Origin of the sequence: Pseudoselenomonas ruminantium, from assembly GCF_900113715.1 — a bacterium.
GTDB lineage: Bacteria > Bacillota > Negativicutes > Selenomonadales > Selenomonadaceae > Selenomonas_A > Selenomonas_A caprae.
Map to the genome: position 1 here is coordinate 14,956 of NZ_FOQK01000004.1, position 16,406 is coordinate 31,361.

Annotated in this window: 8 protein-coding genes; all 8 read left to right on the top strand. The window is 52.4% G+C overall.

The window, feature by feature from the left end; translation table 11 throughout:
- Positions 1 to 47: 47 nt before the first annotated feature.
- Positions 48 to 2,888: a glycosyltransferase gene (locus BM181_RS02885; protein ID WP_075442309.1), complete on the top strand. Its 2,841-nt coding sequence runs from the start codon at positions 48 to 50 to the stop codon at positions 2,886 to 2,888.
- Positions 2,885 to 4,354 carry a glycosyltransferase family 2 protein gene (locus tag BM181_RS02890; RefSeq protein ID WP_075442311.1) on the top strand — a complete coding sequence of 490 codons (1,470 nt, stop codon included), beginning with the start codon at positions 2,885 to 2,887 and terminating at the stop codon, positions 4,352 to 4,354. Before BM181_RS02885 ends, BM181_RS02890 begins: the two co-directional genes overlap by 4 nt.
- Entirely contained in the window at positions 4,351 to 7,719 is a 3,369-nt protein-coding gene (locus BM181_RS02895) for an O-linked N-acetylglucosamine transferase, SPINDLY family protein (protein ID WP_075442313.1), read from the top strand. The genes BM181_RS02890 and BM181_RS02895 overlap by 4 nt, the downstream gene beginning before the upstream one ends.
- Entirely contained in the window at positions 7,719 to 9,224 is a 1,506-nt protein-coding gene (locus tag BM181_RS02900; protein WP_075442315.1) for an O-linked N-acetylglucosamine transferase, SPINDLY family protein, read from the top strand. The genes BM181_RS02895 and BM181_RS02900 overlap by 1 nt, the downstream gene beginning before the upstream one ends.
- Positions 9,225 to 9,377: 153 nt before the next feature.
- Entirely contained in the window at positions 9,378 to 10,292 is a 915-nt protein-coding gene (locus BM181_RS02905; RefSeq protein WP_075442317.1) for a tetratricopeptide repeat protein, read from the top strand.
- A 22-nt stretch (positions 10,293 to 10,314) separates the two neighbouring features.
- The gene (locus BM181_RS02910; protein WP_075442319.1) at positions 10,315 to 12,366 is read left to right on the top strand and encodes a glycosyltransferase; all 2,052 of its coding nucleotides are present in this window, start codon (positions 10,315 to 10,317) and stop codon (positions 12,364 to 12,366) included.
- Between the two features lie 30 nt (positions 12,367 to 12,396).
- Positions 12,397 to 13,398 carry a glycosyltransferase family 2 protein gene (locus BM181_RS02915; RefSeq protein WP_075442321.1) on the top strand — a complete coding sequence of 334 codons (1,002 nt, stop codon included), beginning with the start codon at positions 12,397 to 12,399 and terminating at the stop codon, positions 13,396 to 13,398.
- Positions 13,399 to 13,478: 80 nt separating this feature from the next.
- A complete protein-coding gene (locus BM181_RS02920) occupies positions 13,479 to 16,397 on the top strand; it encodes a DUF5672 family protein (protein ID WP_218150087.1) in 2,919 nt (972 codons plus the stop codon).
- Positions 16,398 to 16,406 lie beyond the last annotated feature (9 nt).

Sequence of the window (16,406 nt, forward strand, 5' to 3'; positions counted from 1 at the left end):
ATTTATGTATGTCTTTTTTCAGATGTATTGGCGGGGAGGAGCCGGCCGTGAAAATTTCTGTTTGTTATATCACGAAAAATGAAGAGAAGAATTTGGCACGTTCATTGGCGTCGGCAGCGCCGACAGCCGATGAAATCATCCTTGTGGATACGGGCTCTACGGATAAAACATGTGAGATTGCCAGGAGCTATGGGGCTAAAGTCTATCCATATACCTGGCAGGATGACTTTTCAGGGCCGCGCAATTTTGCCATCGAACAGGCAACCGGTGACTATATCCTGTTCTTGGATGCTGATGAATATGTAGCAAAAGAATCCTGTACCAGGCTGCGGCAGCTTATAGAGCAGAATTGCGGACATGATGCCTTGCTTATGAAGCGCTATGATATCGATACGGATGAAACGGATATCCTTGGCGAAATATTTGTCTTGCGGGCGTTCCGGCGCCGGCTTGGTCTCCGCTATACAGGGCGTATTCATGAGGAGCTTTGTGAGGATGGCCAGCCGCTTAAAGACATTGGTGTACTGAATCCGGAGCTGGTGAAGCTCTATCATACGGGCTATGAGGCTTCGGTCAATAAGGCGAAAGCAGAGCGAAATCTGCGTATTTTGCAGGAGGAACTAAAGAATGCGACCCAGCCCGGCAGGCTTTACATGTATTTGGCCGAGGCGTGCCGTGGAATTGGTGATATGGCAGGTATGGAGAACTATGCACGGCTCGATATTGCGCAGGGACGCCGGCCAGTGGCGTTTGCCAGCCGTTCCTATCGGATGCTGCTTTCCTATCTGGCAGAACAGGGACGCGAATCTGAGCGGTATAAGCTGGCGGCAGCGGCGGTCAAAGACTTTCCCGAGCTGCCGGAGTTTTGGGCCGAGCTGGCAATCTGCCAGGCGGCCAGCTATGAATATGCACAAGCACTGGCGTCTATGAAAAAGGCACTGCAGAAAGATAGAGAATTTCCCCCGCTTAGTCTTGAACCCAAGGAATTTTCGTCAGTTATGGTCCAAGTGGCGCGGGAGAAGCAAAAAGAGTGGCAGACACTTGATGCGCAGGCGCGTAGGTTAAAGATTATTTCCTGTTTGATTGCCAGGAATGAAGCTGGGGAAATTGAGAGTTGGCTGGCCAAAGCATCTGTCTATAGCGACGAAATCCTTGTGGTAGATACAGGTTCTGAGGATGGAACTGCTATGATGGCGCAGCAGTCTGGAGCAAGGGTGCTTTCCTTTGACTGGCAGGATGATTTTGCGGCTGCGCGCAATTTTGCGTTGGAACAGGTGCCGGATGATGCGGACTGGATTGTATTCCTTGATGCCGATGAGACGTTTTATGAACCACAACGTCTGCGGGGCTTTCTGGCCTATATGATGCGGCAGCAGCCGGATATTGAAGGCGTGCAGGTGCCTATCGTCAATGTGGATATGGATGCCTGGGGGCGGGAAATCCAGCGCTTCCGGGCGCTGCGCATCTGGCGCAACCGCAGAGCATATCGCTATCGGGGAGTCATTCATGAGGCACTGTACAGCTTCCGCGGTGAAATCCGGCAAAGCTATGCAGCCGAGCTTGCGGTGCGGCATACGGGCTATTCGGCTGGCCGCATTCAGCAGAAACTTACGCGCAATCTGCAGCTTATCATGAAGGCGATGCAGGAGCAGGGGGAGCATCCCCTGCATTTCCGGTATTTGGCTGACTGCCTATATGGACTGCATGAGTATGAACTCGCGGCGGCTTATGCGCAGAAGGCCTTGCAGTCGGGCATTACGACGGTGGCTGGCGAGGGAGAACTTTATCGTCTCTGGCTGCACTGTGCCCGTAAATTGCAAAAGCCTGCGGCCAAGCAGCTGGAAATCCTGGCGGAGGCCAGACAGAATGGCTGTGACGATTGGGAGCTTCTTGGCTGGCAGGGAATTATCGAAGCCGAATCGGGTAAGTATGAACAGGCACAGGGACTACTCACGCAGTTCTTGCAACAGGCATCTGCCCAGGATTTGGCCGCAGGCAGCAATGCGGTGCAGGGCATGATGGCTGAGGTCTATGCGGCCAGGGCTGTTTGCCGGGCAAAGCTGGGAGATGCAGCCGGGGCACGGTTGGACTGGCAGCAGGCGTTAGCTGCCAATCCGTATCATGAAGAAATCCTGCAGGCATATTATCAGCTTGGCGGGGAACAGCCAGCAGATTTCCTCGCACAGGTGGCAGCTTTCTTTGCGGATAAGGAACAAGGCTACAAGTATCTTGCGGCGTGGGCCGTGCGTTTCGGTCATGGCAGGATTATCTCGCTGTTGACTGCGTATCTGCCACAAAACCAGCGGCAGTTATGGGAATTATTTGCGAAAGGCCAGCATGCTGAGGCTGGCGAGCAAGCCAGCTTACAGGCCAGTATTTATGTGCAGGAGCTGTTTGCGGCACTGGTGATGCTGCCTGTTGATAAACGGCGGCTGCAGCCGCTCGACTGCCATGAGTGGGCGGCGTTGCTGCCGGCAGCCTGGGAACGCGTCATTGCGCGTATCTATGGATGGCGTGACAAATTGCCAGCAGAGGATTGGCCGGAATATCAGGCGGGATTGCAGGTACTCCAAGGTTTTGTTGGGGCAGATGCCTATCAGGAATATGCGCTGGTTTCGCTGGATTTTCCGTGGGAGCAGGTGCGGCAGACGGCGGCGCTATTGGCAGAACAGCGGCAATGGCAGGCAGCTTATACACTGCTCGCTGAGATTCCTGCTGACCAAATGGGGGACGAAGCTGAGTTTTGGTATCAGACAGGTAGATGCCTGTATCACCTGCAAGAATGGGAAACCGCGCGGGAATGCCTGACGCGGGCGGTGGCAGCAGGTTCGACGCAGCCAGATCTGCCAGCCTATCAAGCGTGGATAGCGCGGAGGGAAAAGCTATGAAGATGCGGATTTCGGCCTGCGTGATTGTCAAGAATGAGGCGGAAAACATTGGCCGCTGGCTAGAATCGATGCAGGCCATAGCGGATGAAATGATTGTTGTCGACACGGGCAGCACGGATGAAACGGTGGCTATGGCAAGGGCAGCGGGGGCTAAGGTCTATTCCTTTGCCTGGGGCAACGATTTTGCCGCAGCCAAGAATTATGCCTTGGAACAGGCGACAGGCAACTGGATATTGTTCCTGGATGCTGATGAATATTTCACACCGGCTTCACAGGCCAAGGTGCGGCCGTTATTGATGCGCTTGGAGCCTCACTTGAAGATCGAGGGCGTGCTCTGCCGCTTGATAAATATTGATACAGATGATAATAACCGCATCATGACGACGCTCGTGCAGCTGCGGATGTTCCGCAACCGCCGGAATCTCCGTTACAGTGGGAAAATCCATGAGGTGCTGACCTTGACAAAAGGGCGTCCTTTGGAACTTGCCAATGAGATAGAAATCTATCATACGGGCTATTCGACGCATATAGTACAGGCAAAGCTTCGTCGCAACTTGAAAATCATGGAGGAGCGTATTGCGGCGAATCATGGCCGGACGGAGCTATTGGATGACCGCTACTTCATGGATATTTGGTATGGATTGGGCGATCATGCGAAGGCCATTGCCTATGCGAAACGTCTTCTTGCCCATGAAGAACTGGCGTTAGACCTGCGGGGGCGAGCCTATGAGACATGGGCCAGTTGCTGTATCGATGACAAGCATCCGGCGGAAGAAACGGAGGCTTGCCTTGCAGCTGCTATCCGCGACTGCCCGCAGTTGGCGGAATTTCCGCTGATGCGCGGCCTGTGGCATTTCGACCGGCGAGAGTATCTGCAGGCTGAGCAGGATCTGCAGGCAGGTTTGGCGTTGACAAAGGATTATCCCAAAGATACGGTGGCCGGCGTCATGAACAATGCGGCACGGCTGTTGCCGTCAGTCTATTGGCGGCTCGGACTGCTGGCGCAATGGCAGGGTGATGCAGCCAGAGCACAGGAGTGCTATTGGCAGGGCTTGCAGCAGAACCGCTATCATGGTGGCTTATTGGTGACCTTTTGGCACTTTTTGCAGCAGCAGGGCATTGAGGCGGCAGATTGCATCGCCGTGCTTAATGTCATTTACGATAAGCAGGCTGATGCGGCTTTTTTGGCACAGCAATTAGCTCGGCAGAATGGCGGGCTGGTCTATATCTATTACGCTAAGCAGGCTGGCAGCAGTGAACGGCCGGTACTTGACTGTCTGGCAGCTGGCCGTCCCGATGGTGCCGCTCAGCTTGCCAGCAAACAGCTGGCTTTCCTTTATCGGCTGGGGCTGGCTGCAGGCGACAGCAAGCCGTCACTTATGACGGCATTGCTGCCGGTTGGTTGTGAGGATATCGAGCGGGCGGCACAGCAGATGCTAAAAGACATGAGGGATAAAGATTTATGATGACATACCGGGAGAAAAAACAGCTGTATCAGCTGCTGACCCAGCTGATGGAGAAACGGCAGTGGGATAAGGCCATTGAGACTGCCGATGCCTTGCGGCAGTCAGATGTAACCGACCGCACGATGTTCCAGGCGATACTGGCGGCCTATATTGATGGCAATGATGCTGCAAGGGCTGAGGCTGCGGGAGTGGAATATCAGCAGCGATTCCCGCTTGATGGCATCAGCCGCTTCTATCTGGGGCGTGTGGCTTTCCTGAATGGAGACTGGGAGACGGCAGAGAAGCAATTCACGACATCGCTTGAAGATCAGACGCTGGTGGGCTGGTACCGTGGTGCTGTGCATAGCATCCTGGCAACTTTGTACCGGCAGACGGCGCGAGGGGAGAAGGCTGCCCAGCATTATCTGGAATCGGCGAAGTATAAGGATTTGGCGCACGGGCAGGCTACGGAATACAGTAATTATCTGTTCAACCTGCATTATCTCGACAAGCCACAGTCATTCATGCGTCAGGCCGCCGAAAAATATGGGCAGATGCTGGCACAGATTCCGCAATATCGTCATGAGAAGCGGCGCGGCAATAGCCCCAAAATACGGATTGGTTATATTTCGCCGGATTTACATTTCCATGTCGTGGCATTTTTCAGCTACGCGTTTCTGCATGATTATGACAAACGCCGCTTCGAGGTGTTCTGCTATACGGACTGTGAGGAGGATAATGCCAGCCGGGAATTTGCGGCCATGGTTGATCATTGGCAGAATGTAAGAGGTCTGCCCGATGAAAAAGTTGCCGAACTTGTCTATAAAGACAAACTCGATATTTTGGTCGATCTTACAGGGCATACGGCTTGGGGATTTTTGCAAACGATGGCTTATAAGCCCGTGCCGGTACAGGTATCGGGCATTGGCTATTTCGATACGATAGGTTTGCCCGCTATCGATTATTTCTTGGCAGATCATTATACGGACCCGCCGGAGAACGATGCGTATTTTGTCGAAAAACTCATTCGTCTGCCGCACAGCCATTTCTGCTTTATGTGGCATGATAATCCGCAGCAGCCGGCACCGGCTCCCTTTCAGAAGAATGGTTATGTGACCTTTGGCAGTTTTAATAACTTTTCCAAGGTGACCGATGGGATGCTGGAACTTTGGGGAAAAATCTTAGCGGCGGTTCCCGATAGCAGACTTTTCCTCAAGGCGGCTATTTTCAATAATCCCTATGGAAGGAAACTGGCACTAGAGCGCATTCAGCAGGCGGGAATTCCCACCGAGCGGTTGATTTTGGGCGAGCAGGAGGCCAAGTATTTGCAGGCCTATAACGAGATGGATATCGCGCTGGATACGTATCCGTATCCGGGGGGCGGTACGACCTGTGATGCCCTGTATATGGGCGTACCGGTCATCACGCTGGTTGGAGAGCGCCATAATGCACGCTTTGGCTACAGTCTGCTCATGAATGCAGGGCTTTCCGAACTCTGTGCGTTCTCGCCGGAAGAATATGTCGAAAAAGCTGTGGCATTGGCCAACGACAAAGAGCGGCTGCGCTGCTATCATCAGGCGATACGGCCGCAGCTCCTGGCGTCGCCTGTCATGCAGGCGGCAGATTATATGGGCGAAGTCGAACAGGCCTTTACGCGTATCCATTTAGATTGGCTCGAGCGGGCTTGTTCTGTGGAGGAACGCTGGGAAAACCAGTGTAAGGAAGAAAGCGAATTGGCCTTGGCGCAGGCTCGTCAGGATTGGCCGAAGGTGGTGGAAATTGCCGGCCGGATGACGGCGCGGTTCCCTGAGCGGTCAGCCAAGGCCTGGACGGCCGGGGCTATGGCCTATGAAGCGCTGCACGATGATGCGAGGGCCGCTTGGTGGCTGCGGCAGGCTGCGCAGCAGGATGCAGCCCATGATGTCGAATTATGGCGTACCCTTGCGGCCGTCGAAATGCGGCAGAAGCATTATCTGGCTGGTTATGAGGCCGCCTCAATGGGGGCAGAGAAACTGGCGCAGCAGGCGGGAAAAGTCACGCCGGAATTCATGACCAGTCTTTTGGCTATTTGGGCCAACTGCGCCCTGCAGATTGGCAGGACCCAGGAGTCGGCAGCACTTTACCAGCAGGCGGCCGAGCTGGCGGTGGATTTCAAGGACCGCTGTCAGCTCTACAGTTCCTGGCTGCTTTCCCAGCATAATTTGCCGCTTAGCGCGGAGGCATACGGCCAGGCACATCGCGGTTATGATAAGCTATTTGCCGCCGTGCAGCCGCAGACGCCAGCCAGGAGGTCTCTGGGGCGCAAAATCCGCGTCGGCTATCTGTCGGCGGATTTTCGGCAGCATGTGATGTTCTATTTCTATTATCAGTTGCTTGGGGCTCACGACGCCGGGCAGTTTGAGCTTTATGCTTACAGCCTCAGTCCACGGCAGGATAACTATACGGACATGGTCCGGAAGGCCGTCGCGCATTTTGTGGATATTTCGGCTCTTTCCTATGAGGAGGCGGCCAGAAGAATCCAGCAGGATGGAATCGATATTCTGGTCGATTTAGGCGGGCACAGTGCAGATTCAGGACTGCCAATCCTTGCCTGGCGGCCGGTACCCGTACAGGTATCGGGCCTTGGCTATACGCATCCGACGGGACTGTCTGCAGTGGATTATTTCCTGACCGATGGCTGGACGGACCCTGAAAATAGTGAGCCGGAGTGGCAGAAGTATCACGAACAGCCCGTTTTGCTTACGAGTCAGTTCTGTTATACGGGTCGCAGTGATTTGCCGGAATCGCAGGGAGCACCCTGCCAGACCAATGGGTATATCACCTTTGGTGTCTTTAACCGTTATTTGAAGATTACCGATGATATGCTGCTTTTGTGGCAAAAAATCATGGAGTTGGTGCCGGACAGCCGCTTGCTTTTGAAGAGCGATATTTTCGGTGAGCCGGCGGCGCAGCTTATGGTGCAGAAACGGTTGCGGAATTTGGGATTAGCTGTGGATAGGATTACGTTAGAACCGGCATCGATGGATTATATGCAGCGCTATCTGGCGGTCGATATCGCTCTCGATACCTATCCGTATCCGGGGGGCGGCACTACTTGTGATGCCCTGTATATGGGCGTACCGGTAGTATCGCTTTACGGCGAGCGCAGAGATACGCGTTTCGGCCTTACGCTGCTGCAAAATGCGGGTCTAGGGGAACTAGCAGTCAAGACGCCAGCGGAATACGTGGCGCGGGCGGTATCGCTGGCACAGGATAGGGAGCTTTTGCAGGCAATGCATCAAAATTTGCGGCAAATGCTCCTGCAAGCGCCGCTTATGGATACGCAGCGCTATGTGGCAGAGGTGGAGTCGGCCTATCGGCAGATGCTGGAAAAGGTGGGAAGGTAATGGACTTAGGAGATTTGGACAATCGCTATGGGGCGGTGCTGAAGCTGTTGGACCAGGAAGCACCACAACAGGCTTTGGACCGGCTGAACCGTTTGGTACGGGAAGAGGGATATGCTCCAGATGAAGAGTGGCGCATCCTGCAATACTATAGTCAATGTTATTATAAGCTTTTTGATAAGCAGAAGTGCCGGGAATATTCTTGGGCAGCTCTGCAGCATAGCGAAGGTCAGCCGTTCCGTATCCAGCAGCTGGAGTTTAGCGATTACCTGTTTATGCTGCATTACTATCCGGAGGTGACGGATGCAGAGATGCGGCAGCTGCACTTTGCCTATGATCAGTTTACACGGGCGGTGCAGCAGTATGAGCATAACTTGGCGCGCCATTGTCATAATAAATTGCGGATTGGCTATATTGCCGGTGAGTTTACCGACAATGTGGTCAGTTATTTTACGATACAGCTTTTGCTGGCCTATGACCGCAATGCGTTTGACGTTTATTGTTATCAGCTGTATGAGGGGCGGGATCTGCTCAGTGATGATATCGAGCAGCAGATTGCCATGATGCGGCGTTATCCGCGCAATGTAGAGTATAGCCGGGTCGCGCAGGATATCTATGCGGATGAAATCGATATCCTGTTTGACTTTGATGTGCATGCGTCAGGCGGGCGGACGATGGCGGTCATGAGTTATCGTCCGGCACCTGTACAGGTGGCAGGCATTGGCTATATGAGCACCTCGGGTTCGTCGGCTGTGGACTATTTCCTCGGCGATCCGCATTGCGATCCAGAGGGATTGCATGATGCGGATTTCCGTGAGGAAATCTGGCGTCTGCCACATTCGCATTTCTGCTATACGCCGTCGGTGCGGGTGCTCAATGTGAAAAAAGAATACAAGCTGCATGAGCCGATTGTTTTTGGCAGCTTCAATAATTTTCTCAAAATCAATGAGGCGATGCTGGAGGATTGGTTACAGATTATCCGGCAGGTGCCAGGCAGCCGGATCCTTATCAAGAATTCGAGCCATAAAACGAATGCGTTAAAAATAATCGGCCGTCAGCTTAACCGGATAGGGTTTAAACCGGAGGAATATATCCTCGAGGATGCGACCGGCGATTATCTTGCGCGCTATCTCGATGTGGATATCCTGCTCGATACGTATCCTTATACAGGTGGAGGTACGACCTGTGAGGCGCTCTATATGGGTGTGCCGGTTATTGCGCGTTATGGCCGCCGTCATGGTGAGCGGTTTAGTTATAGCATCTTGCAGAATATCGGGCTGGGGGAGCTGGCCTGTGCGACGCGTGAGGAGTATATCGCCAAGGCCGTGGCGCTGGCCAAGGACAAAGAGCTCTTGCATATCCTGCATCAGCAAATCCCTGTAATGATGCAGCATTCGCCTTTGATGGATGGTCCTGCTTATGTGCAGGCTGTGGAGGATATGTATCGTACCATCTGGGCCAAGTGGCAGCAAAAGCAGGAAGCAGCTATTGTTACGCCGAATATGTAATAAAGTCTTCCCCTCTGGGGAAGGTGGGCGCGAAGCGCTCGGATGAGGTAAATTTATTTAAAATGTGATTACGAAATGAACCTCATCCTCCCCTAAAGGGGCACCTTCCCCAGAGGGGAAGGCAGACGTTAAAATAAGAAGGGAGATTATACGATGGGTAAAGCAAACCGTAAGATGAATAAAAACAAAAAGAAAAAGGGACAGGAGATGCAGTCGGCTATGGTACAGAAACTGCGTGAGGAACTGGGCGCGTTGTTTGCCGAAGAGAAATACAGCGATGTTATCAACAAGCTGGCTGAGCTCGTGCAGGCTGGCGACTATGATCCGGAGATGCTCTATGCAGGTGCATACAGCTACTTCATGATTGGTGATTATGAGCGTTCGGCAAGCATGGTGGAAAATGTATTGAACTTTGCACCAGGTCATTTGGCAGCACGTATTCTGCTTGCACGTATCTGCATCTTGGAGGATCGCACCGATGATAGTCTGGCGATTTTCGATTTTGTCCTTGAGCATGGTGAGGGCCAGCTCACGCAGGAGCAGCGCGAGGATATGGAGGATATCCTTGATTACTATGGCCGCAATGAGGCAGATCATTTGAAGGCCGGGTTCCCGCATGTGGCGGCTTTCTTAGGCTTGACGCCAGCCGTAGTTCCGCAGGCGGCAGCTATCCCTGCAGAGCCAGCAGCGCCGGTAGTACCGCAGAATGTATCGCAGGAGACTTCAGTGGTGGCAGGTGCGCCAATGGACGAGCCAGTGAAGGCAGAGGAAAAAGCAGCTGAAGATGTGGAAGCAGAGATTCAGGCCGTGCTGAACAAGGATGCTTCACTTTGTGACAAGGTGCGTCTGTTGCAGGCCTTTGCTGGTGGTCATTTTACGGCAGGCGAATATGCAGCAGCAGCTAAGCTTTTAGAAGCTGCTCTTACTATCGATGGAAAGAATGCAAATGTCATCCGCAATCTGGCCGTACTGGCAAAACGCATGGGCAAGACGGACAAGGCCTTGGCGCTTGCCGCCAAATTGCCACAGACGGACTTTTTGTTGCTTGATTTCCTGCTGCAGAAATGAGCAGGGAGGCTGCGGTAGAAGTATGAATCTGACGGAAAACAGTAAAGTTTATATCATGTGTCCTGCACATGCCTATTCGGGCGGGCCGACGCTGCTGCATCAGCTTGCAGCGTGTCTGTTGGCTGCTGGTGTGGATGCTGCTATGTATTATTGGCCGCTTACGGCAGAGAAGAAGGTTCATCCTGGTTATAAAAAATATAATTTGCCGTATACCGATGCTATCGATGACTGTCCGGATAATGTTCTGATTATCCCTGAGACCTTGTGCGGCTTTGTGCCGCAATCGCTGAAAATCCAGCGGGTTTTGTGGTGGCTTAGCGTCGATAATTGGTGGAAGCTGACCAATGAGTTCCTGCAGTATTATGAAGAACAGGCGAAAGCGTTTGATACGGAGCCGTTGCCAAATGTCTGGGCGTTGAATGATGCCGGCCTTACCCATTGGGTGCAGTCTGAGTACGCGCAGCGGTTCTTGCGGCTAAATGGTGTACCAGCGGAAAAGATACTGCCTGTTGGGGATTATCTCGACGAGGCCTTTTTGCTGCGCAATGAAACTGTAACGAAAGAAAACCGGCAGGATGTTGTTGCCTTCAATCCCCGGAAGGGCCTGGATTTTACGCGCAAACTCATGGAATATGCGCCAGATATTTCCTGGCGTCCCGTGCAGGATATGACGCCGGAGCAGGTGGAAGAATTCCTGCATACGGCGAAAGTCTATGTGGATTTTGGCAATCATCCGGGCAAGGACAGGATACCGCGCGAGGCCGTCCTGTCGGGGTGCTGCCTGATTACCGGCAGACGCGGTGCAGCAGCCAATGTGGTGGATATTCCTATTGCTGAGGATTTGAAATTTGCGGATACGGAGGAAAACATTCCGAATATCATAGCCAAAATCCGTGAACTGTTGGCAAATTACGAGCAGGAAGTCGGTCGCTATGCTGCCTATCGGCAGAAAATCAAGCAGGAACCAGAACTTTTTTGCCAGCAGGTGCGGGAAGCTTTGGGAATTAAACCAGCTCGGGAAGCGACGGAACTCATTATCTCGCATGAGCTGGGCGGTGGAACGGAGGTGTTTTTGCAGGAATACCTGAGGCAGGTATCCGTGGCAAAAAAAATGGTTTTGCGTCCAAGCCAGGCACCGCGAAGCCTTGCCGAATGGCAGGACTTGGTGCAACAAAACCATATCACGCAGATAACGGTCAATCATTTGCTCGGTTTTAGATTGTTTGAGATTATGGCGATTATAAGGAAGCTCGGCGTTCCCTATACGTTCTATGTACATGACTATTTGTGTGTTTGTCCCAATTGGTCGCTGGATTGTCAGGCCGCCTATTGTCCTAATTATCGCAACCAGCCGTATTGTCAGGGGATTTTCCAAGAACTATCGGTACCAAATCTTGATTTGGAGCTTTTCCGGCAGAATTTCCGGGAGTTCCTGGCAGGGGCAGCTGAAGTGATTGCGCCGTCTGCCTATGCAGCCCAAGTGGTGAATCAATTCTATCCCGAAGTGAAGATTATGAGCCGTCCGCATAAATTGCAGCGCAATATCGAGCGGACGTTTCAGCCGCAATTTGCGCGGACAGCGGAGCTTACGTTGACTTTTTTAGGGAACTTATGTGCACAAAAAGGCGCGCGTTATATCCTGCAGTTAAATAGCTGGATTAAGCGGCGCAATCTGCCCGTAAGGCTGGTTGTCGTCGGTGAAGATATTCAGGATGTCGCTGGTGACCGCGAGGGCATAATCATTACTGGCAAATATAAATGCGAAAAAGTTTCGGATCTATTGGCCCAGCAGCAGACGGCGGCCGTACTTATCCCGAGTGCCTTCCCAGAGACATATTGCTATACGGCTAGTGAGGCTATTTTGGCCGGCTACCCAGTAGTTACGATGAATTGGGGGGCGCAGGCACTTCGGGTACAGCGGGCTGATTGCGGCTGGATAGTAAGCCGCGATACGCCTGATCGTGGTCAGCTGGCTTTGCAGCGTCTTGTCCGCCATATGCTTACGCCAGCCGGCCGGCAGGATATTTTGCAAAAAGCGGCCAACACGAAGAATTTCCGCAATGGCATGGAATAAAAGTGAGTCAAGGAAAAAGAGTGGAGTCATATGCAACAGAAACCGCTATTATCGATAATTGTGCCGATGTATAATCGGCGACGATATATCATGGAATGTGTAAACAGCATCCGGCAGCAGACTTTTGCCGATTGGGAGCTCATATTGGTAGACGATGCTTCGACGGATGGGACACCGGCTTTGTGCAAGGCGGCATTTTGCGGGGACAGACGCATCAAGGTTGTGATGCAGGCACAGAATCAAGGTGTCAGCGCTGCGCGCAATCGTGGCTTAGAGCTGGCGCAGGGCGAGTATGTCACATTTGTTGACAGCGATGATTTTCTGCTGGCCGATGGCCTGCAGCATATGATGGGGATTGCGCTGGCGCATCAGCCGGATGTCATTTGGTCGATGGGACGCTACTATAAAAAGGCGGCACAGGAAGAATTGCTGCCGGCACCGGATGAGGCAGGCGACATGCAGGATTTAGCGGAGCTCTCGCCGGATATCGGCGAACGTGTGCAGTTGGTTTATGCTAGTCCGGCCTGGATAGGGGCTGTATGGAACCGCATATATAGGCGGCAGTTCCTGAAGGAGAACCAGCTAAGATTTGAACTGCTGTCGGCTAATGAGGATACCTTATTCAATTTCCTATGCGTATTCCATGCTCGGAAATACATGGTTACGACAAAGCTTTATTATGTCTATCGTCTGTCGGATGATTCGATTTTGCGGCAAGATAAGAATCTAGACCATTTGATGCGTCATGTGCAGGATACATTCAAGCTATCGGCAATTTTATGGCGCAGCCTGCAGGCGATACCGTATTTCCAGCAGTATCCAAAGGCCGCAGATAAGGTGATGGAAAAGCTCTCAGGTTATATGCTGGAGATGCCGCAGCATTGGGGCTTTTATCCGACGCCGCCCGAGCATCGCCAAACGGTAGCCGACTGTGTAAGAGACGCGTTGACCGCTGATTTTGGTGATAAAGCATGGCTGGTGCAGTACCTTTATCGGCAATTTATGGAGAGTCAGGGAAGAGGCAGAACATGAGCGTAGTGATTACAATCCCCATTTATCGGGAGACTTTAAGCATAACTGAAAAAGTATCGTTGCAGCAGCTAAAGCGAATCTTGGGACATTACCCGTGCGTTTTTGTGGCGCCAGAATCACTGGAATTTGATTATGAAGGTTTAGAAGACGGCGTTGTCGTGGAGCGCTTCCCCGATCATTATTTCACGAGCATTACCAGCTATAGTCAATTGCTGCTCACCGAAAAGTATTATGCACGGTTTGCAGCTTACGATTATCTGCTGATTTATCAGCTCGATGCGTTTGTCTTTTCGGACCGGCTGCAGGAGTTCTGTGATTTGGGCTATGACTATATTGGTGCGCCGATTGCGCCGTCGAATCCCATTTGGCATGCCATTGGTGCACGCGTGGGCAATGGCGGCCTGTCGTTGCGGAAAATTACGGCGGCAAGGCAGGCGCTCAAACGCTGGGAGCAGCTTCCTGTAGGGCGGCAGCAGATTTTCCAGGATGTTTTTTTGCAGGTCGAGGACTTGTTTTGGGGCTGGTGCGGGGTTCAGTCAGATTTTGATTTTCGGTGTGCGCCGATTGCGACTGCCTTGCAGTTTGCTGTGCAGGAAGAGGTACAGCGATGTTATCGGCGGATCGAGGCGGGAACTTTGCAGCCTTTTGGCTGTCATGGCTGGAATGAAAGCCATGTGGCGTTCTGGCAGCGGAAGATTGCAGCTTGTGGCTATGACCTTACGGGACATGCCTGTGTAGATGGTAAGAGCCGCCGGCGGACAGATTTAGAGGCTTATTGGCAGAAACGCCAGTATATGGATATGGCAAGGCTTTGGGGGGCTTTGCGCCACGGAAAACATACGGAAATGATGCTATTGCTTATGACCTGGCTGGATCGCTATCCAGCTGGGGATAAGGCATGGATCGGCTATGGCGAAGAACTGCAATATTTCTGGCGCAGCTGCCGGCAACAGCGGCTCACGGAGCCAACGATGGTATTGGCTTGGGAGCGGTTGGAGCAGGTGCTCGATGAAGCAATACTTCGCAGTTTGCAGGTTGGTGAAGGGGAGAAAAATCTTCTCTGGCTGCTTGAAAGCCTGCAGCCGCTTATCGCTCAGTCCAAGACAGTGGCCGCTGAGCAGCTTTGCCAGCAGATTGAGGAAATTCGCTGGCAAGAGTGGGAGGCTAAGGCTCAGTATGCAGAACCGGCTCCCGCTGCGATAAAGAAATATCATATCGCAGCCATTGGCATAGTCAAGAACGAAATGGATATCATTGAAAGTTTCGTGCGCCATACGTTGAGCTTTGCCGATGAACTGTTGCTTATCGACCATCAGAGTACAGACAAGACGGCAGAAATCCTGCGGGCCTTGCAGCAGGAAGGCTTGCCTCTTACTGTACATACATCGAATCGGGTCGAATATGCCCAGGGCGATATGACGACAGATCTCTTGTATGAAGCAATCAATAAGCATGGGGCCGATTTGGTTATTCCGCTGGATGCGGATGAGTTCCTGGTAGGCACTAAGCCCGGGAAGAGCATACGGGAATATTTAGAAGACTTGGATAGGGAGTTTGTATATAAGCTGCCCTGGCGGCGTTATAGTCCTTATCAGCCAGATGTGCGGCGTGAGGAGTTCCTGTTGGCGCGGCCGGCTCTGGGGGACATTTACCGTGATGCGGGAAATAAATGCATCGTCGGGGCCAAGGCCGTATTAGACAATAAGCTCCAAGTGATACAGGGTAACCATTATCTGTATTCGGTACAAGAGGGCAAGATGGTGGGCAGGGATATGCTGGATTGCCAGACACTGGAAATCGCGCATTTCTATTGGCGCAGTTCCGAGCAGTTCCAAACAAAGATTGCGGTTGCCTGGCCAATTCTCGTATCGAAATATTCGCTGGCTTCTATCGGTGGTGGCGGTTACCGCCTCTTCCATCAGCGGCTGATAAAGGGCGAAGCCATCAATCCGTTTGAATTTTTCAAACGGGTCAATGGGGTAGATTTACGGCCGTTGGTGCAGCCGCAGAAACTGCGCTATAGTCAGCAGGTCACGCCAAATCCGCAGGTCAATCTGATGCAGGCCAGTGTTTTGCTGGCGGAACGATTGAAGGAAGAGAAGATATTGGCTCGCAAGATATGGGTCACGACAATCGTTCCTTATCTCGGGGAGTGGGAGGAATTTTGCTTGCGTCTAAAGCAGGTGGCAGACCAGGAGTATCCTTATCGGCAGGTATTGATTCCCTGCATGAATCAGGTAAACAGCAGCGATTGGATGAAAATCAAGGAGAGCTGCAAGCGGAATCTGCCAAAGCAGCTCGACTGGCAGGTTTTGGCAGATTCGCCAGCGGGGGAGGTATTTACCCAGCTTTCGGCAACTGCTAAAGGCGATTTTATCCATTGGCAGTTGCCGGGAACAGAAATGGCTGCCAATTTTATGTTACGTATGGTGTCAGCTATCGCGGAACAGAATGTCCCTATCAGTCTATTGATATCCGACGGGCCAGAGGACTATCGCAATGAGCTTCCCTATATTACGATTCATCCTATGGATAATACGCAAGTGGCTTATTGTGTGACTTTTTGGCAGCGGCTGGTCGAAATCGGCAAATATCCGGCTGGTGGTTTGACGGGGGCCTTGATGGCCCGGCGCTTGATGGATGCGTGCGGCTGGCTGCGGCAGGCTTTTTTGCGGCCTGAGGGCTATATGCTGCCATTTACGGCTTGGAAAATCCTGCTTACTGCAGGTGATACGCAGTTGGTTGGCGTGATAACCGAGTGCTATGCTTGGCCCCAGACGGTGGAACTGCCGCTGGAAACGCTCGTCATGCATCAGCTGGAGTGGTATGAACTGCTGCAGCAGGCAAAAAATGATTGGCCGGTGGAGTCTTGGCAGGAGGCTGTCAGTCACTATTGCCAGAATGGTGAGCGTTTGCTGTCACGGGCTATTGCCGAGGGGATAGATACTGCAGCACCGCTCTGGCAGCATTATCAGCAAACGCTGCTGCAGATCTTATGATGAAGGGAA